The sequence below is a fragment of the Leptothrix ochracea genome (genome assembly GCF_041083635.1).
GTDB lineage: Bacteria > Pseudomonadota > Gammaproteobacteria > Burkholderiales > Burkholderiaceae_C > Sphaerotilus > Sphaerotilus ochraceus.
In genome coordinates this window covers 79,054-97,848 of sequence record NZ_JBFPHB010000031.1, presented here as the reverse complement: position 1 = coordinate 97,848, position 18,795 = coordinate 79,054, and the positions used below count along the sequence as shown (strand labels likewise).

18 protein-coding genes are annotated in these 18,795 nt (G+C 60.7%); 11 read left to right on the top strand and 7 right to left on the bottom strand.

Annotation, left to right across the window (positions count from 1 at the left end; all coding sequences use genetic code 11):
- A partial coding sequence (gene dnaN, locus AB3X39_RS11490) for a DNA polymerase III subunit beta (protein ID WP_369417520.1) occupies positions 1-638 on the bottom strand: 638 nt, incomplete at its 3' end.
- Positions 639-709: 71 nt separating this feature from the next.
- Complete coding sequence (gene dnaA, locus AB3X39_RS11485) at positions 710-2,200, bottom strand: chromosomal replication initiator protein DnaA (RefSeq protein WP_369417519.1); 1,491 nt, start codon at positions 2,198-2,200, stop codon at positions 710-712.
- 283 nt (positions 2,201-2,483) lie between these two features.
- Between dnaA and rpmH the strand changes: the two genes are divergently transcribed.
- The 6 genes from rpmH to AB3X39_RS11455 all read left to right on the top strand — a co-directional run bounded on the left by rpmH (position 2,484) and on the right by AB3X39_RS11455 (position 7,443).
- Positions 2,484-2,618, top strand: coding sequence for a 50S ribosomal protein L34 (gene rpmH, locus AB3X39_RS11480; protein ID WP_369417518.1), 135 nt, complete (start codon positions 2,484-2,486; stop codon positions 2,616-2,618).
- Positions 2,619-2,652: 34 nt separating this feature from the next.
- Positions 2,653-3,192 carry a ribonuclease P protein component gene (locus tag AB3X39_RS11475; protein WP_369417517.1) on the top strand — a complete coding sequence of 180 codons (540 nt, stop codon included), beginning with the start codon at positions 2,653-2,655 and terminating at the stop codon, positions 3,190-3,192.
- Positions 3,193-3,209: 17 nt separating this feature from the next.
- Positions 3,210-3,470, top strand: coding sequence for a membrane protein insertion efficiency factor YidD (yidD, locus tag AB3X39_RS11470; protein ID WP_369417516.1), 261 nt, complete (start codon positions 3,210-3,212; stop codon positions 3,468-3,470).
- The gene (gene yidC, locus AB3X39_RS11465; protein ID WP_369417515.1) at positions 3,467-5,158 is read left to right on the top strand and encodes a membrane protein insertase YidC; all 1,692 of its coding nucleotides are present in this window, start codon (positions 3,467-3,469) and stop codon (positions 5,156-5,158) included. The genes yidD and yidC overlap by 4 nt, the downstream gene beginning before the upstream one ends.
- Before the next feature lie 326 nt (positions 5,159-5,484).
- Positions 5,485-6,891, top strand: a complete 1,407-nt coding sequence (gene mnmE, locus AB3X39_RS11460; RefSeq protein WP_369417514.1) for a tRNA uridine-5-carboxymethylaminomethyl(34) synthesis GTPase MnmE — start codon at positions 5,485-5,487, stop codon at positions 6,889-6,891.
- Positions 6,892-6,960: 69 nt separating this feature from the next.
- A complete protein-coding gene (locus AB3X39_RS11455) occupies positions 6,961-7,443 on the top strand; it encodes a cyclic nucleotide-binding domain-containing protein (RefSeq protein WP_369417513.1) in 483 nt (160 codons plus the stop codon).
- 18 nt (positions 7,444-7,461) lie between these two features.
- Here AB3X39_RS11455 and AB3X39_RS11450 read toward each other — a convergent pair whose 3' ends face one another.
- A complete protein-coding gene (locus AB3X39_RS11450) occupies positions 7,462-9,462 on the bottom strand; it encodes a monovalent cation:proton antiporter family protein (RefSeq protein WP_369417512.1) in 2,001 nt (666 codons plus the stop codon).
- Positions 9,463-9,612: 150 nt separating this feature from the next.
- Here AB3X39_RS11450 and AB3X39_RS11445 point away from each other — a divergent pair, with 150 nt between their 5' ends.
- The 4 genes from AB3X39_RS11445 to AB3X39_RS11430 are packed head-to-tail and all read left to right on the top strand — an operon-like array spanning position 9,613 to position 12,681.
- A complete protein-coding gene (locus AB3X39_RS11445; protein ID WP_369417525.1) occupies positions 9,613-10,560 on the top strand; it encodes a KpsF/GutQ family sugar-phosphate isomerase in 948 nt (315 codons plus the stop codon).
- Positions 10,560-11,195 (top strand): KdsC family phosphatase, encoded by a 636-nt coding sequence (locus tag AB3X39_RS11440; protein ID WP_369417511.1) that lies wholly within the window; start codon positions 10,560-10,562, stop codon positions 11,193-11,195. The genes AB3X39_RS11445 and AB3X39_RS11440 overlap by 1 nt, the downstream gene beginning before the upstream one ends.
- Positions 11,192-11,887: an LPS export ABC transporter periplasmic protein LptC gene (gene lptC / locus AB3X39_RS11435; RefSeq protein WP_369417510.1), complete on the top strand. Its 696-nt coding sequence runs from the start codon at positions 11,192-11,194 to the stop codon at positions 11,885-11,887. Before AB3X39_RS11440 ends, lptC begins: the two co-directional genes overlap by 4 nt.
- Positions 11,884-12,681, top strand: a complete 798-nt coding sequence (locus AB3X39_RS11430; protein ID WP_369417509.1) for an SDR family oxidoreductase — start codon at positions 11,884-11,886, stop codon at positions 12,679-12,681. The genes lptC and AB3X39_RS11430 overlap by 4 nt, the downstream gene beginning before the upstream one ends.
- Before the next feature lie 86 nt (positions 12,682-12,767).
- Here AB3X39_RS11430 and AB3X39_RS11425 read toward each other — a convergent pair whose 3' ends face one another.
- Together AB3X39_RS11425 and glmS are read right to left on the bottom strand one after the other, a co-directional pair.
- A complete protein-coding gene (locus AB3X39_RS11425) occupies positions 12,768-13,268 on the bottom strand; it encodes an RNA recognition motif domain-containing protein (protein WP_369417508.1) in 501 nt (166 codons plus the stop codon).
- A 227-nt stretch (positions 13,269-13,495) separates the two neighbouring features.
- Positions 13,496-15,358 (bottom strand): glutamine--fructose-6-phosphate transaminase (isomerizing), encoded by a 1,863-nt coding sequence (gene glmS, locus AB3X39_RS11420; RefSeq protein WP_369417507.1) that lies wholly within the window; start codon positions 15,356-15,358, stop codon positions 13,496-13,498.
- 127 nt (positions 15,359-15,485) lie between these two features.
- On the opposite strand from glmS, the gene AB3X39_RS11415 reads away from it, so the two are divergent.
- Positions 15,486-15,989, top strand: a complete 504-nt coding sequence (locus tag AB3X39_RS11415) for an Lrp/AsnC family transcriptional regulator (RefSeq protein ID WP_369417506.1) — start codon at positions 15,486-15,488, stop codon at positions 15,987-15,989.
- Positions 15,990-15,994: 5 nt separating this feature from the next.
- On the opposite strand, the gene AB3X39_RS11410 is transcribed toward AB3X39_RS11415, so the two are convergent.
- Entirely contained in the window at positions 15,995-17,659 is a 1,665-nt protein-coding gene (locus tag AB3X39_RS11410) for a ShlB/FhaC/HecB family hemolysin secretion/activation protein (RefSeq protein ID WP_369417505.1), read from the bottom strand.
- A gap of 24 nt (positions 17,660-17,683) precedes the next feature.
- Positions 17,684-18,795 (bottom strand): YDG domain-containing protein (locus AB3X39_RS11405; RefSeq protein ID WP_369417504.1); only part of this gene is annotated, 1,112 nt, incomplete at its 5' end.

Sequence of the window (18,795 nt, the reverse complement as noted above, 5' to 3'; positions counted from 1 at the left end):
TTGTCGTCCTTGAGCAAGCGTTGCAGCTCCAGCACGGTCTTGCGCGGCAGGATCACTTCTTGGCGTGGCATTTCGATGGCCAAGGTGGCTTGGGCCAAGGCCAAGCGGTGCCCGTCGGTGGCCACCAGCGTCAGGGTCTTGCCCTCAGCGACGAACAAGATGCCGTTCAGGTAGTAGCGGATGTCGTGCACGGCCATGGCGAAGTGCACTTGATCGATCAGGCCCTTGAGGGTCTTTTGCGGCACGCTGAAAGCGGGGCCGAAGTCGGCGGCTTCTTGCACCAGCGGGAAGTCTTCAGCCGGCAGGGTTTGAAGCGTGAAGCGGCTCTTGCCGCCTTGGAGCGTGACCTTGCTTTGGGCGGCGCTGAGCGACACCACTTGATCGGCGGGCAGGGTGCGCAGGATGTCGATCAACTTGCGCGCACCGATGGTGGTGCTGAAGCTGCCGCTGTCACCGCCAAGCTCGGCGCTGGTGCGGATCTGGATTTCAAGGTCGCTGGTGATGCATTCGATCCGGCCGCCGTCCTTGCGCAAAAGCACATTGGCCAAGATCGGCAAGGTCTGACGTCTTTCGACGATACCGGCCACGGCCTGCAAGGTGGCAACGATGTTTTCCTGCGCGGCTTTCAACACAATCATGTCAAGGTCTCTTCGGTGATTCAGTGAGGGGCGGTGGAGCGGCATTTTCCCGCAAGCGCTGCGGCGCTTTCCTAGCCCTTGAGAGTTTGTTCCAGCACGTGCAATTGCTGGTTGAGTTCAGTGCTTTTTTGGCGCTCAGCGCCAATCTTGCGCACAGCGTGCAACACGGTGGTGTGGTCGCGCCCACCGAAGAGTTCGCCAATCTCCGGCAAGCTTTTCTGGGTCATTTCTTTGGCCAAGTACATCGCGATCTGGCGCGGCCGTGCAATGCTGGCCGGACGCTTCTTGGAGTACATGTCAGCGATCTTGATCTTGTAGAAATCGGCCACGGTTTTTTGGATGTTTTCCACCGAGATCTGCCGGTTCTGGATCGAGAGCAAGTCTTTGAGCGCCTCTCTGGCCAACGCGATGTTGATGTCCTTGTGCGAGAAGCGCGAGTACGCCAGCACCTTGCGCAGCGCCCCTTCGAGCTCACGCACATTGGCGCGCACGTTCTTGGCGATGAAAAAGGCCACGTCTTCAGGCATGCGGCTGCCCTCGGCGTCGGTTTTTTTCATCAAGATGGCCACGCGCATCTCCAGCTCAGGCGGCTCAATGGCCACCGTCAAGCCGGCATCGAAACGGCTGGTCAAGCGCTCGTCGATGTCCACCAACCCCTTGGGGTAGGTGTCGCTGGTCATGATGATGTGGGCCTTCTTGGCCAGCAGTGCTTCGAAGGTGTTGAAGAACTCTTCTTGGGTGCGGTCCTTGCCAGCGAAGAACTGCACGTCATCGATCAAGAGCAAATCCAGCGAGTGGTACTTGGCCTTGAGTTCATCAAAGGTTTTGCGCTGGTAGTTGCGCACCACGTCGGAGATGAACTGCTCGGCGTGCAGGTACAGCACTTTGGCGTCCGGGTTGGCGCGCAGCAAAGCGTTGCCGACCGCGTGGATCAAGTGTGTTTTGCCCAAGCCGACGCCGCCGTAAATGAACAGCGGGTTGTACATGTGGCTGGGCGCCCCCACCACGTGCAGCGACGCAGTGCGCGCCATTTGATTGGCGCGCCCAGCCACCAAGGTGTCGAAGGTCAGGCTTGGGTTGAGCTTGCCCCGGCCGGCCACAGCGGTTGGGTTGGGGCTGCTGCGTGGCGTGACGACCGCCGTCGGCGCAGGCGCGACCGCCATCGCAGGTTTGAGCGAGGGCGGTGGGTTGTCCGGCACGACGAGCGTGGGGGCCATCGGCGCGGCCGCTGTCAGTGGCGGGGTGTGGCGTGGTGCCGGGGGGGGCGCTGATGGGGCGGGAGCTCGCGTCTGCGGCCCTTGGATATCGCGTGGCAGGATCGACAGCTCAAGCCGCACCGGCCGCCCTGCCAACTCGCTGAGCAGGGTCTCGATGCGTGCGCTGTACTGGCTGCGGATCCAATCCAGCTTGAAGCGATTGGGCACCCGCAGGCCAACCTTGCATTCGTCCGCTGTCTCGCTGATTTCAGCGGGAGGCAGGGGGCGAATCCAAGTGTTGAATTGCTGTTCGGGCAATTCGGCGGCGAGGCGTTCACAGCCGAGTTGCCACAGGTCGATACGCATGGCGGAGATTGTGGACAACTTGCGAGGAGGGGCGCGATTGTAATGAGATTGCGCGAAAAAAGTGCACGGTTATCCACAGTTTTTGCGCAACCGCTAAGACGCGGGCTCTGGCGCCGTGTTGCCGACGATACATGCTTGAAGCCATTGACCAACTTGACGAAATTTGCTGTAATCGACGGTTTTTCGAATTGTTAGGGAAAGTGGCGTCTTCGTCCATCCTTAACTTGACACACAGCCTGCAGCGCCCTGAGTTCGCGATGTCGGGCGCAACCAAGGACTTGAAATGAAACGTACTTATCAGCCCTCCAAGATTCGTCGCGCTCGCACGCATGGTTTTCTGGTTCGCATGAAGACCCGTGGTGGCCGTCACGTGCTGAATGCACGCCGCGCCAAGGGTCGTAAGCGTCTCGGCGTCTGATGATCTTCGGTCAGCTTGACGGCCTCTCGCATGCATGGATGCCGGGGCTGCGGTGCTGACAGCGTTGTGCGGTGCGGAGTCTTTCAGCGCGGCCATGGCAACACGGCCATGGGCGCGGAGTCCGCATTTCTTTGTGCATTACGTGCCTGTGGAAAATCATCAAACCGTGTTGACGTCGCCGGCTCATACAGCGTTGTCCACAAAGTTATCCACAGAATTACCAACAGACTCTTCGCTTGAGTCTCTTGGTGTGCAAAAGCTGGGTATGGTGGTGCCCAAACGCCACGCCCGTCGTGCGGTGACGCGTGTGTTGCTGCGGCGTCAAATCCGTGCGGCGATGGCACAACACCGCTGTGAGTTGTTGCCGGGCATCTGGGTGGTCCGACTCCGTGCGCCGGTGGATCGTCAAGCCTTTGTCAGTGCGTCTTCTGAGTCGTTGCGCATCGCGGTGAAGGCTGAAGTGGCGACGCTCCTTGGAGACGTTCTGCGCCGATGCCGCTCCACACGTCATGCGGCGCAGGCTCATGCGCAGCCGGCTTTTCAACAACCGTCAACGGTTTTGTCGGCACCATGATGAGCTTGTTGGACGGGATGCTTCGATCCATGTTGCTGAGCTTGGTGCGAGCCTATCGCCTGATCCTGAGCCCGTGGCTCGGCTCTTCCTGCCGCTTTGAACCCAGCTGTTCTCGCTATGCGCTTGAGGCGTTGACTCTGCATGGCGGCATCACGGGTGCTCGTTTGAGCGCCGGGCGCTTGTTGCGTTGCCACCCGTGGTGCGTGGGTGGGCTTGATCCTGTGCCGCACGAGCCGCCCCGTCTTTTCACCGATTTGCTTCGAAAGACCTCGAAATGAGCGATCTGCGCCGTGCCCTGATCTGGGGCCTTTTCACCTTGTCATTGGTGATGTTGTGGGATGGCTGGAACAAATCCAATGGCCGTCCCTCGATCTTTTCACCGCCGCCAGCTGTGGGTACGGCGGGTGCGGCCAAAGGGGGAGCGGGTGATCAAGGGGCTCAATCTGGCGCAGGTGTGGCCGCAGCGACAGCTGCTGCTGCTGCGGCTTCCGCGCCCACCGTGGTCGCCAGCGAGGTGGTGCATGTTTCCACCGATGTGGTGAGCGCCACGCTGGATACGCGCGGTGCGAGCTTGGTTGAACTCGATTTGCTCAGGCACCAAGAGGACGGCCCGGACGCTGCGCCAAGCGATGCTGCCAAGAATGTTCGCTTGTTCTCGCGCAAGACGGCTCAGGTTTACCAAGCTGATAGTGGTTTGTTGGCGGCCTTGAGTACCGATCCGGCCTTGCCGAATCACCAGACGGTGATGACCTTGCAACCCGGTCCGCTGAAGCTTCAGGACGGTCAAAACGAACTGACTGTGGTGTTTGAGTCGCCCGAAGCGGGTGGGGTGCGTCTGCGCAAGAGCTACGTTTTCCACCGAGGTGATTACAACGTCCAAGTGCGCCATGAGGTGATCAACGCTGGTTCGACCCCGTTGGCGCCGCAACTCTATTTGCAGCTGGTGCGCCATGGTGAATTGGCGTCAAAGGGCAGCATGTTTGGCGCTCCTTCCGCGTTCACGGGGCCAGCGGTCTACACCGATGAAGCCAAGTATCAAAAGGTTGATTTCAGCGATATCCAAAAAGGCAAGGCATCACATGCTGCCAAGGCGGATAACGGCTGGATCGCCATGGTGCAGCATTACTTTGCCAGCGCTTGGTTGGTGGCCGACAAGCTGCCGCGTGAGTTCCGTACCCGCACCGAAGGCAGCAATCTGTACTCGGTGTCGATGTTGCTCAGCTTGCCAAGCATTGCGCCGGGCACCACGTACGTGGTGCCGGCACAGCTCTACGCCGGGCCGCAGGAAGAGTACAAGCTCGCCGCCTTGGCCCCTGGGCTGGATCTGGTCAAGGACTATGGCTGGCTGGCCATTTTGGCCAAGCCGTTGTTCTGGTTGCTCGATAAGCTGCACGGCTTGATCGGTAACTGGGGCTGGGCGATTGTGGCCTTGGTGGTGATGCTCAAAGCGGCGTTCTACGGGCTCAACGCCAGTGCCTATCGCTCCATGGGCAAGATGAAGGCGGTCAACCCGCGCATCACCGAGCTGCGTGAGCGTCTCAAGGACAAGCCGCAGGAAATGCAGCAAGAGATGATGCGCATTTACCGTGAAGAGAAGGTCAATCCCTTGGGCGGCTGCCTGCCGATCGTGGTGCAGATGCCGGTCTTCATTGCGCTTTACTGGGTGCTGCTCTCAGCGGTGGAAATGCGCAATGCGCCTTGGATCTTCTGGGTGACCGACTTGTCAGCCAAGGATCCGTTCTACGTGTTGCCGCTGGTCATGACCGCCTCAACCCTGCTGCAAACTTGGCTCAACCCAACGCCGCCGGATCCGGTCCAAGCCAAGATGATGTGGGCCATGCCGTTGGTGTTCAGCGTGATGTTCTTCTTCTTCCCCGCTGGCTTGGTGCTGTACTGGGTGACGAACAATCTGCTGTCGATCTTGCAGCAGTGGCTGATCAACCGGCAGCTTGGCATCAAACATTGAGTCGCGCGGGTCTTCATCCAATCTTATGGGTCTTTGCAGATCTGTATCAGGCGTCTCAGGTGTGGATTTGGCCCGTGGTTTTTGTCGCATCTTGTCGCGACCTGCGGGTCTGACCGGTTGCGCCTTGGAGGGGTGAGCCCCACCATCGCGTTCGCGGGGCAGACCCGAGGACATAGCCGAGCAGACGAAGACAGCGTGTTTGCGCTGATCGGCCATGTCTTCGGCTCGGGAGGTGGAACGCCGAACACCACGGAAGCTCTCCCCCCGCACGAATTCTTTCAAGGCATGGGTCCATGCAGGCGCTGCGACATGCACAATGCCCGCCCATGCTGTCCCGACATCACGATCCCATCATTGCCACGGCAACGGCCCCAGGTCGGGGTGCTGTGGGCATTGTGCGCTTGTCAGGGCGCCACCTAGCGCCGCTGGTTCAAGCCTTGTTGGGGCGCATGCCTCCCCCCCGTCAAGCGGTTTACGGCCCTTTTCCCGATGAGCATGGACGTCCCATCGATCAGGGGTTGGCGCTGTTCTTTCCCGCTCCCCATAGCTACACCGGTGAGGATGTGCTGGAGCTACAGGCCCACGGCGGTCCCATCGTTCTGCAATTGCTGATGGCGCGTTGCGTCGCCTTGGCGCAGGCGCCGCAGCCTGACGGTTCACCGTGGTTGTCCGGGTTGCGATTGGCCGCTCCGGGGGAATTTACCGAGCGAGCCTTTCTGAATGACAAGATCGACTTGGCCCAAGCCGAGGCGGTGGCGGATCTGATCGATGCCAGCACCGAGGCGGCGGCACGCAGTGCGGCGCGCTCGCTGGGCGGAGAGTTTTCACGTCAGATCGAGCTGCTGTGTGAGGCCTTGATTGCCTTGCGTATGCTGGTGGAAGCCACCTTGGATTTTCCCGAAGAGGAGATCGACTTTCTGCAACGCTCGGATGCCATCGGGCGTTTGCATCGGCTGCATCAGCAACTGGTGTTGATCCTTGATCAGGCGCGTCAAGGGGCGCTGTTGCGCGAGGGCTTGCGTGTGGTCATCGCGGGGCAGCCCAATGCGGGCAAAAGTTCGTTGTTGAATGCGTTGGCGGGTGCAGAACTGGCCATCGTCACACCGATACCCGGCACCACCCGAGATCGCATCAGCAGTACCTTGCAGATCGAAGGGGTACCGGTGCATGTGGTCGATACCGCTGGTTTGAGAGCGGCCTCCGAGGCCAGCGATGATGTGGAGCGCATCGGTATTGACCGTAGCTGGGAAGCGATTGCTGAGGCCGATGCGGTGCTCTTTCTCCACGATCTCACCCGGATGCAGGAACCAGCCTACCGGCAGGCCAATGCGTTGATTGAAGCTCGACTTCCCCATGACAAACGCTTGGTGCATGTTTTCAACAAAGCCGATCTGATGACGGTTGAAGACGGGGTTTTGCCCAACGGGTTGCGGCTTTCTGCACGGACGGGGATGGGTTTGGCGCAGCTGCGAGCCACGTTGCTTGAACTGGCTGGATGGCATGCGGCCCCCGAAGGGGTGTTTATTGCCCGGGCGCGTCATGTCCAAGCTTTGCAGCGTGCTCGGCATCACTTGGACCGAGCGATGCATTGGGCTGCTTTGGCGGATGCCGCCTTGGATGTGTTGGCCGAAGAGCTCCGCTTAGCGCACAACGCTTTGGGCGAGATCACTGGAACGTTCAGTGCGGATGACTTGTTGGGTGAGATTTTCAGTCGCTTTTGTATTGGCAAATGATTTGGGTCTTGATGCTGATGCAAAGGGTTTCGTAGCATATGCTTGCAAAAGCAAGGAAGAATGAGCGCTATGAATTACGAAAACTTGATGCATGTTGTGCAGTCCTTGAACACGGAGGATGCGTTCCGGATCCGCATTGATCATTTTCAGTGGCGGACCTTGGCGAACTACATCTCACCGCAGGATTTCCGCGCCGGAGATCACCTCATCCTTGAAGGAGACCGGGATCGCACCGTGTACTTTCTTGAGCAGGGCTCCGTTCAGTTGTATCCCGGCGTGAGCAATCCGGGGGGGCGGGTGATGGTGCTGCGGCCGGGCGCTGTCTTGGGCGAGATAGGCTTGTTTCGTGACGGACCCCAAGTGGTGAATGCGGAGGCCATGACGCCCGTGGTTGCTTGGGCACTGCGTTTGCCGCGTTTTGAAGAAATGGTGTTGCGGGCACCTGCTTTGGCGGTCGAAGTGATGCGAGCGGCCGGAGGCGTGGTGGTGGCGCGCGCGCGGGCTAGTTTGCACCGCCAAGGGTCTTCCGGCCCGTCCATGACGGTGTATTGAGTCTTCCGGGAGCCATGGTCAGGTTTCGAGCAGCTTTCGCTCGGCCACGGTGAGGGCTTCAGGTCGGCCGGCCAAGACGAGGACGTCACCGCTCCCGAGCACGAGCTGATCGTTGCCTTGGATCACGTGGCCGTCTGAGCGGCGGATCGAGACCACTGAGACGCCCATGGCGTGCAACGCCAGATCACCCAACGGGTGTCCGAGGCAGTGCACGTGGGGTGGAAGAATCACCGATCGCAGCCGGACTTGGGCCTGATCTTCGGCCGAGGTGTCATCGTTGCCATGGAAGTGACCGCGAAGCAGACCGTAGCGGGCATCCCGGGCGTCTCGGGTGATGCGGATCACGCGTCGCATGGGGACGCCCACCAACGCCAAAACATGGCTGGCAAGCATCAAGGCCCCTTCCAGCGCTTCTGGAACCACTTCGGTCGCGCCTGCGCTGCGTAAGCGCTCTAGGTCGGTGTCATCGATCGTGCGTACCAGCACCGGAACCTTGGGCGCGTGGGCGTGCACGTGGTGCAGGACTTTCAAGGCTGATGCCGTATCGTGATAGCTGACCACCACGGCCGTTGCGCGTGAGAGACCGGCTGCGATGAGGCTTTGGGCGCGTGCTGCGTCACCGAACACCACGCTCTGGCCGGCCGCCGCCGCTTGACGGACGCGGTCGGGATCGAGGTCGAGAGCGATGTAGGCAAAGTGTTCTTGTTCAAGGATGCGAGCCAAGCTCTGGCCGCTGCGGCCATAGCCGCAGATGATGATGTGCTCTTCGTTGCGGATGGCGCGTTTGGCGATGGTGGTGAGCTGTACCGATTGCATCAGCCAATCAGAGGACGACAGACGCATGGCGATGCGGTCGCTGTAATGAATGATGAAGGGCGTGAGCACCATCGAGAGCACCATCGATGCCAGCACCGGACTCATCCACTGGGCCCCGATCAGTTGGTGTTCCGCACCGAGGGAGAGCAGCACAAAGCCGAATTCACCCGCTTGGGCCAAGTACAGGCCGGTGCGAATCGAAATGCCGGGGGGCGCCCGCGAAATCAAGGCGAGCATGGTGACCGTGACGGCCTTGGCCAAGGTGGGTAAGCAGCTGAGGAGCAGCACCAACCACCATTCATTGACGACGGCTCGCCAGTCGAGTTTCATGCCAATGGTGATGAAGAACAGGCCCAACAAGACATCGTGAAAGGGCCGCACATCGGTTTCCACCTGATGTTTGTATTCAGTTTCGGCGATCAGCATGCCGGCCACGAAGGCGCCCAAGGCCAGCGAAAGTCCGGCTTTATCGGTCATCCACGCCAAGCCCAAGGTCACGAGCAACACGTTGAGGATGAACAGCTCTTCGGATTTGCGCCGCGCCATCAGGGTCAGCCACCAGCGCATGACCTTCTGTCCGCCCACCAGCAGCAAAGTCAGCAGGGCGGCGGCCTTGAGCACCGCGAAGCCAAGGCCAATCCACAAGGCGCTGCCGGTTTGCTCTGCCAAGGCGGGGATCAAGACCAAAAGGGGCACCACGGCCAAATCTTGGAACAGCAGCACACCCATGACGCGCCTGCCGTGCTCGCTTTCCAGCTCAAGTCGTTCGGCCATCAGCTTGGCAACAATGGCCGTGCTCGACATGGCCAAGGCGGCGCCGAGGCCGACGGCACCTTGCCATGTCAGCTCCCACGTTCGGCCGATGATCATGAAGATGCCGGTCAGCATCAGATTGCCGATCACCGCACCACCGATGGTGGTCAGCACTTGGCCCAAACCGAGGCCGAAAACGAGATGGCGCATGCTTTTGAGCTTGGGTAGGTTGAACTCCAGCCCAATCAAAAACATCAGAAACACCACCCCAAATTCAGCCAAGTATTGAATGCCGGCGGAATCGCGGGCCAAGGCCAGTGCGTTGGGGCCGATGACGATGCCGACAATCAGGTAACCCAGCATGGCGGGCAGGCGCAGCATGCGACAGGCCACAACACCGGCAACGGCAGCCAGAAGATAGAGCAGGGCAAGATCGAGGGTTGAGGACATCCAAGTCGGGGGTCAAGTCGCAGGCCAAGGGCACCGAATGACGCCACGCCTAGAATCGGTGCATCCTATACGAGCCTTCCCTTTCTCTTTCCGAACCCTGTGACGACTGTGACAATTTACCGCCCCTTCGATACAGAACGTGCCATTCGCATGGCCCATCAGACCCTCGATATCGAGGCGCAGGCGCTGTTGCAGCTGCGCGCTTTGCAAGGCGAGGACTTTGCCCGTGCCGTTGAGGCTGTCTTGGCGTGCTCGGGACGCGTGGTCGTCATGGGGATGGGCAAGAGCGGCCATGTGGGCGGCAAGATCGCCGCGACCTTGGCTTCGACGGGCACCCCGGCCTTTTTTGTCCATCCGGCCGAGGCCAGTCATGGTGATCTGGGCATGGTGGTGCCGGGGGATGTGGTGCTCGCGATTTCCAACTCGGGTGAGAGTGATGAGCTTGCCGCTATCTTGCCGGCGCTGCGCCGTCTGGGTGTCACGGTGGTGGCCATGACGGGGCGTCCGGAGTCGATGCTGGCGCGTCATGCCGACATCGTGTTGTCAAACCGTGTGGAGAAGGAGGCCTGCCCGCTCAATCTTGCGCCCACCGCCAGCACCACCGCTCAGCTTGCCTTGGGGGACGCCTTGGCGGTGGCGCTGCTGGATGCCCGGGGTTTTCGTGAAGATGACTTTGCGCGGTCTCATCCGGGCGGGGCCTTGGGACGGCGTTTGCTGACGCGGGTGCAAGACGTGATGCGCCAAGGCGACGATGTGCCCAAGGTTTTTGCCGCCACCCCGTTCATCGACATGATGCGCGAGATGAGCATCAAAGGGCTGGGGGCTACAGCGGTGGTGGACGAGGTTGGGAAACTGATCGGCATCTATACCGACGGTGATTTGCGCCGTTCGGTGGAACGGGGTCATGACCTTCGCACCTTGACAGCTGGTCTGGCCATGCATGCCATGCCGCGCACCATTCGGGCCGAGGCGTTGGCGGTGGATGCTGCCGGCCTGATGGAGTCAGCCCGCATCACCACCTTGCTGGTGACCGATGTCGAGGGCGTCTTGGTTGGTGCCCTCAATTCCAACGATCTCATGCGAGCCAAGGTGATTTGATGTTGTTCGACCGATTGAGTCCTTCTCCGCCGCCTCGTACCGTGTTGCCAACGTTATCGTTCGACCCCGAGCTTTTGTTGCGGGCTCAAGATGTGAAGGCCGCAATTTTCGATGTCGATGGTTGTCTCACGGATGGCCGCATCTACATCGGTACCCAGGGCGAGGAGGTCAAAGCCTTCAACACGCTGGACGGTCATGGGCTCAAGCTTTTGGCTCAAGCGGGTATCGTGCCGATCATCATTACCGGACGGGATTCACCGGCTGTGCGGCGACGTTGTGCCGACTTACGCATCGGGCATGCTGTTTTTGGGGTGCACGACAAGTTGGCTGCCGCTGAGCAGCAGCGTCGGGCCTTGCATCTGGACTGGTCCCATATCGCGGTCATTGGGGACGATTGGCCTGATCTGCCGTTGATGGTCCGGGCTGCGCTGGCTTGTGCTCCGCTCAATGCTCATGCCGAGGTTCGTGCCGCAGCGCATCACGTCACGACTGTTCCGGGCGGTTATGGTGCGGCCCGGGAGTTCGCTGATCTGCTTTTGGTGGCCATCGGGCGCTACGCTGATCTTTTAGCGGGGCATCAGGCCACGCTGGATTTGGCCGCTCCGACGGCTCCGGCACCCCTTGGCTCGCTATGAGCGACCAAGATCATGACGGCGTGTTGTTGCCCCCCTTGGGCAACTCAGCGGCGCCTTCTGTGCCGCCTCAGACCACGCTCAGCTTCTCAGATCGCATGCGTGGGGCTTTGGCGCTGTATCTGCCCGTCTTGATCATGGGTGGCTTGGCGGGATTGACGTGGTGGCTGATGAAAAGTACCACAGGGGTGGCGCCGGCCGTGCAGCCCAAGCCTGTGCGTCATGAGGCGGATTACGAGATGCGTGGCTTCTCGATTTGGCGTAGCAGCAGTGCGCAACAGGCCACGGCGACGCATGGGCTGATCGAAGGCCAGCGACTTCAGCACTATGCGGATACGGCGTCGCTTGAGATCGACGGGCTGCGTCTTCGCTGGCTCGATCCCGAGGGTCAGCGTACCCGGGTGATGTCGGTGCGGGCTGTTGCTGGCGATGACGGTCAAACCGTGCAGCTTTTTGGCGAGGCCCGTGTTGTGCGTGAAAGCGTGACGTCGGTTGCTGGTGCGGACGGGGTGCCCTCCCTCGAATTCACCGGCTCCAACATGCAGATTGATGCTCGCCGAGAACGCATCCACGCGGACAGCCCGGTGACCTTGCATACCCCACGCGGGGCCTTCAAAGCCCAGGGCATGAGTTACGACCACGCTTTGGGCTTGCTGGAAATGCAGGGCGGGGTGCAAGGCGAATTGCAACCATGACAGCAATCCCTGAGGGCGTTGCGCCCTTGGTTTTTCTGACAGGTGCGTCCAGCGGCATCGGTCAGGCTTTGGCGCTGGCCTATGCCCGGCAAGGTTGGCGTTTGGCGTTGGTCGCGAGGCGGGTTGAGTCGGTTCAGATCTGGGTAGAGCAAGCCGGTATCGCCGCAGAGCGTGTCCGGATCTATGCCGCCGATGTCAGCGATCGTCAAAGCATCATCGCTGCTGCCGAGTCCTGTTTAAACACGTGGGGTGTGCCGGAAATTGTGGTGGCGTGTGCGGGCATCAGCCATGGCATCGATACCGCTGAGCGCGCTGATCTGGACGTGTTTGAGGACTTACTGCAAACAAACCTGCTCGGTCTCGCGGCGACGTTCCACCCGTTTCTTGCGCCGATGCGTGTCCGGCAATCGGGCACGTTGGTCGGTGTCGCCAGCGTTGCGGGTATTCGTGGTTTGCCTGGGCATGGGGGTTACTGTGCCAGCAAAGCGGGTGTGATCAGCTATTGCGAGAGCCTGCGCATGGAGCTTGCTCCTCACAAGGTGCGTGTTGTGACCTTGCTGCCAGGTTTCATCGAGACACCCATGACGCGCGGTAATCCGTACCCGATGCCTTTTTTGATGCCTGTGGATAAGTTTGCTGAGCAAGCGCTCCGGGCGATCGCTGCGGGTCGGGCGTATAGGGTGATTCCATGGCCCATGGCTTGGGTGGTGCGATTGTTACGCTGGGCACCCGCAGTGTTGTTGGATCGCGTGATGGGACGGCGACAACGCAAACCGCGCAAGACCTCGTCCTGAAAGAAAAAAGGCACCTGAACCTTTCGGTACAGATGCCCTGATCGTGTCCATGGATGAGCCTTGCGGCTCATTCACGGACCGGAAGATCAGTAACCGCCTTGGTCACCGCCGCCACGACGACCGCCGCCGTTGCCGCCGCCGCCGTAGGGGCTACGGAAACCGCCGCCGTTGCCGCCGCCGCCGCCACCGCCACCGAAGTTGCCGCCACGACCGCCGCCGCCGCCGAAGCCGCCGCCGCCGCCGCCTTCGCGACCGCCGCCACCGCCGAAGCCGCCACCACCACCGCCGCCTTCACGACGGGGACCGCCGTAGGGACTACGGAAACCGCTCGGGCGCTCTTCACGAGGACGAGCCTCGTTCACAACCACGGCACGACCACCAATGGCCTGACCATTCAGACCGTTGATCGCGGCCTGTGCTTCCGGATCCGAAGCCATTTCGACGAAGCCGAAGCCCTTCGAACGGCCGGTTTCCCGATCCATCATCACCTTGGCGGAGCTGACTGCACCATAAGCCGAGAAGGCTTGGTTCAGATCTTCATCACGCACGCTGTAGGCCAAATTGCCCACGTAAAGCTTATTTCCCATGGAGAGAGCGCCTTTCTCACGTTCCCAAAACTAACTACTGACCATGTGGAGGTGCTAAAGCCAGAACTCATTCCGCAGAAAAGAGAAGGCACTGCATTTCCAAACACGCGGGTGTCATTATGAATGACTCAGCAAGGTCTCTGCCGCTCACTTTGGGGAAGTGTTGTAACAGAGGCGGTATTTGATGCATGGAAAACCCTGATTCGTGGGTTCTTTGGCCTTTGAACTCACTCCACGGTCACGCTCTTGGCCAAATTGCGCGGTTTATCCACATCGGTGCCGCGCGCGCAAGCGGTGTGATACGCCAGCAGTTGCAAGGGCACGACGTGCAGGATCGGACTCAAGGGGCCGTAGTGTTCGGGCATGCGGATGACATGTAAGCCGGGGCCACTCTCGATCTTGGTGTCGCCGTCAGCGAACACGTAGAGCTCGCCCCCTCGGGCCCGAACCTCTTGCAAGTTGCTCTTGAGCTTTTCAAGCAAGGCGTCGTTGGGGGCAATGGTGACCACCGGCATTTGCGCCGTGACCAACGCCAAGGGACCGTGCTTGAGTTCGCCCGCAGGGTAAGCCTCGGCGTGGATATAGCTGATTTCCTTGAGCTTCAGGGCGCCCTCAAGGGCAATCGGGTAGTGCAGGCCTCGGCCCAAGAACAGCGCGTTTTCCTTGCTGGCGAATTCTTCCGCCCAAGCGATCACTTGCGGCTCTAAGGCCAACACTGCTTGCAGGGCCACGGGCAGATGGCGCATGGCCTTCAGATGTTCGGCCTCCTCGGCCTCACTCAGCAGCCCGCGACTTTGCGCCAAGGCCAGGGTCAGCAGGAACAAGCCGGCCAGTTGAGAGGTGAAAGCTTTGGTGGAGGCCACGCCGATCTCGACCCCCGCGCGGGTGATGTAGGCCAGCTTGCATTCACGCACCATGGCGCTGGTCGAGACATTGCAGATCGTCAGCGTTTGCGCCATCCCAAGGCTGCGGGCGTGCTTCAGGGCGGCCAGTGTGTCGGCGGTTTCACCGCTTTGGCTGATGGTGACGATGAGCGTTTTTGGGTCAGGCACGCTGTCGCGGTAACGGTACTCGCTGGCGATCTCAACTTGCGTTGGCATCTTGGCGATGCTTTCTAGCCAGTACTTGGCGGTGCAGCCCGAGTAGTAGCTGGTGCCACAGGCCAAGATCAACACCTTGTCGATCGACTGGAAGACGCGGTAGGCGTCATCGCCAAACAGGTCGGGCGTGATGCCGGCGATGCCTTCGAGCGTGTCGCCGATGGCGCGCGGTTGCTCGAAGATCTCCTTTTGCATGTAGTGCCGGTAGGGACCGAGTTCGGCGGCGCCGCTGTGGGCGTGCACGGTCTTGACCGGGCGTTCAACGCGCGCAAAACCACCTTCGGTCTTGCGGCCGGAGATCCAGTATTTGCCTTGCTGCAAATCGACCACGTCGCCTTCATCGAGATAGACGATCTGATCGGTCACGCCGGCCAGCGCCATGGCGTCGGAGGCGAGGAAGTTTTCCCCTTGACCCACGCCCAGCACCAAGGGTGAGCCGGCACGGGCACCGATGACGCGCTGCGGCTCTTCGCGGCAGAACACGGCAATGGCATAGGCCCCTTTGAGACGTTGGATGGCTTGCAGGACCGCCTCGAACAGGTCGTGCTGGTAAAGCGAGTCCACCAAGTGCGCGATCACCTCGGTGTCGGTCTGGCTGTTGAACACGTAGCCGCGCGCTTGGAGTTCGGCGCGCAGTTCATCGTGGTTCTCGATGATGCCGTTGTGCACCAAGGCAATCCGGCCAGCTTTGCTGCTTTGGGCATCAGCGCCGACACCGTGCGAGAAATGCGGGTGGGCGTTATGCACGGCGGGTGCGCCGTGGGTGGCCCAGCGGGTGTGGGCAATGCCGATGAAGCCTTCGATGCCGTCTTGATGGACTTGAGCGTCAAGTTCGGTCACCCGAGCGGTGCTACGGGCGCGTTTGAGTTCCCCGCCTTGATGAACGGCCACACCGCAGGAGTCGTAACCCCGGTATTCAAGCCGTTGCAGACCTTGAAGAAGGATGGGGACGATGTTGCGTTGGCTGACTGCACCGACGATGCCGCACATGATGAGAACTCCGTAAATGGCTTAAGTGGCTTGATCCTAGGGAGTTTTGTGTGCAATGAATGATGTTTATTGAGTCAATTTTGCAATAAACAACTACATATGATGAATGATGCAATAAAATTGCAAAATGAAAGCAAATTCGAGCATTGCCAATTCGTTGGACGAATTAGATCTGCGTTTGTTGGCGGAATTACAACGCGATGCTGGGCGTTCCAATCAAGCCTTGGCCGATGATGTGGCGGCTTCTCCTGCCACCGCTCTGCGTCGAGTCAGGCGCTTGACCGAAACCGGTGTGATTGAGCGCACCGTGGCGGTGCTTTCTGCCGAAGCGCTGGGCGTGGGGCTGACCGCGATCGTGGAAATCACGCTTGATCACCAATCCGCAGAGCGCTTGCAGGCTTTTGAGCTTCGGGCTGTGGCTGACCCAGGGGTGCAGCAGTGCTATCGCACCCAAGGGGGACCGGATTTCATCCTGATCATCCAAGTGCTCGACATGGCGGCCTACCAAGCGCTGACCCAACGGCTGTTCAGCAACGACACCAATGTGCGCAACGTGCGCAGTTTTTTCAGCATTCATCGGGCCAAAGCCGATCTGGCTTTGGCGTTGCCGCCCATGTCACCCAGTGCTTGAAAGGCTCAAAAGCCTTTGGTGAGCAGCACCCACAGGCGGGGACTGCGATCAAGGTTGGCGCTGGGCATGCCGACCATGCGCCATGCCACGCTGGTTTGCAGGAGCACGTCATAAGGCATCCTGAGATCCAAGCCGAAACCGGTGCCGGCCAGATTGCGGATGTGTGCGCTGTCGTTGGCCAACGGAATGTGGACGGGGATGCCCTTGGCGGCATCGATGAACCATTTCCCGTGGGCTTGGTTTTGCGCACCCCAGCGATATCGCAGTTCGGCGCTGGCCAAGAGGGCGTCATCCACGGAGCCTTCGCCGGTTGCGTAGGCCCGAACGCCTTGCGGTCCGCCCAAAGCGATTTTTTCGGAGGAGTCGAGGTTCTTGCCGGCCCCTTGGCCGCTGACTTTGAGGGCCAGCGTGGTTCGTGTCGCAGCGGGGTTGCGGCCCAGGGGCTGCTGATACTCGCCCTGAAAGCCGATTTTGGTGTAGCCGCCGCTGGGATCAAGACTCGTGTTGGTGGTATCGAGCACCAATTGACCGATGGTCAGGGTGACGGTGCCTTGAGTGCTTGCGCCCCAAGGCGTGGGGCTGCTGCCTGACAGGCCCAAGGAGAGCACTTGAACGCGTTTGGTGTAGCTGCTGCCGTTGAGGGCGTCGTCGAAATGTTTCAGGTCCAGCGCGGCTTGGGTTTGTACGTTGAGTGTTTGACTGCGTACCAGTGAATGCAAGGCGTAAAAAGTCAGGTCGTTGGCATGCCCAGAGGCATTCAGGTTGGCGAATTCTTGGCCCAAGGCGTAACCCATCACTGAGCCCGCCACCCCCACTTGCAGGCCTTGCCCACCGATCGGTGTTTGCCAGGCCAGTCGGCCATATCGAAAGCTCGATCCAGCGTATGTCGCGCTCAGATCCAAGCTGTCGCCAAAGCGAAACGGGTTGGCGACGTTGAGGTGTCCACTGGCGCGGGCCTCTCCCGTGTAGTGGTTGCCATGGTTATCCAGCGTGGCGCTGCCGTTGATGGCGCGGTTGCTTTTGACCTGGATGTCCAAGTTGCTGGTGCCCACGGTTTCGCCGGGGTGGAGTGTGGGCTGCACGCTCACGCCGGGCAGATCGCTCAGCAGCAGCAAATCACGTTCCAAGGGTGCACTTTGTAGGGCTTCACCCAGACGCAGATCGGCCACATACGCCTTGGCTGGTTCTGTGTGCGCTGGGGTGGATGCATGGAGGGTCAGTTGGCCCAACCGACCCTCAGTCACCGCGATCTCGATGGCACCGTCAGCAATCTTCTGGGCGGGCAGGTAGGCGTGGGCCAGCAGGTAGCCTTGAGCACGGTAGTAGGTGGTGATGCGCTCGCTGAGTTCTTGCAGCTGTTTGAAATCCAGATCCTTGCCTTGGGCATCGGCCAGCAAACTCAGCAAGACGGACTCGGGAAAAGCACGCACGCCGTGAAAGCGCACCGACTTGACGTGGACTTTGACCGTGTCTTGCACCGGAACGACCTGGGGTTCCGTGGGGACGTTGGGCAGCACGTGCCCCTTGGGCGATGGGGCTGGCGTGGTTTGGAGGCCATCGCGCAGCAAGCTCCCGGCATCCGTGCCGACGGTGGCCGGGGCCGCCAGAGCCAGCGTTGGCAAAACGGCCCAAGCGAGAAGAAGGTGCTGGCGATAACGGGACAGTGACATCAAATTTCCTCGGATTCCTCGGGCTCAGCGTTGCGCTTTGGCGGCCTTGGCCGCCCGTTCCTTCTCTTCTTTGGCGCGACGACGACGGGCATTCCAAGGCCGCAAAAATTCCCAATCGCCTTTGGAGCCGCCCATCGGCACCTTGTTCATGGCCGCCGTCGCATTGCTCACGCTCGTGTTTTCTGCGGCATGTTTGGCAACGACGTGAGCCTGTTTTTCGGTGCGCATTTTGCGCTCGGTTTCTTGGGCGGCAGCATCCAAGACCGGGGCCTCCGCCTTGGTGGTTGGATCCAGTGGGGTCGGGGGCAATTCTGGTGCCGTTTCGACGGAGGGCATCACGACGGTGGCGGCAGCTTTGCGCGGTGGTGCAGGGAGCACGGGCTTGGCCTCCGTCTCCGAGGGGACGGGTGTGGCAGACCGTTCGATCGCGGTCTCCGGCAGCGCTTTCGGCGCCGCAAGTGGTTGCATCGGCAGAGCGATTGGACTGGCCTTGATCATCGTGATGACCGGGGATGTATCGGTGGTCACGGTGGCCGGTGCCGGTGGCACCACCCCGGGTGCGGCGGAGGGCGTGGTGCCGTTCCAGCTGGCAATGCCGCTCGGACCGGCCACAAAAAGGCTGATCACGCTGTCGGTGGGTAGCGGTGGCAGCGAGGTGGGCAGGACGATGTTGGGCGGCACGATGTTGCCGAACCCGACTTGTGTGCCTGTGCTGAGCACGTAATTGCCGGCATCTGGGCCCGTCAGGCTGTTGACGACACTGACCGGCTTGGCGTTGCCGATCGTGGGATCGGCGAAGGTCGCCATTTGACTCAAGGTCACTTGGTCGTTGGGCAGCACATTGCCCAAGGTGCTGCTCACCACGGCGGTCAACGTGCCGTCAAACACCTTCGGACTGACTTGAAGGCCGTTCACATTCAGGGTGGCCGGAGTGATGGTGGCACGGGTGCTGAGGGTCGGTGTGGCCAGCACGTAGTTGCCCGCATCGGCACCTGTGAGGGTGTTGGTGACCGTGACGGCTTTATTCGGGCCCACATTCTTGTCGATGAAGAGGGCGGCTTGGTTCAGGCTGACTTGATCGTTGGCAAACACGGGCGCGAGTGCACCCGGCGTGCTCAAACTGGCCTGCAAGGTGG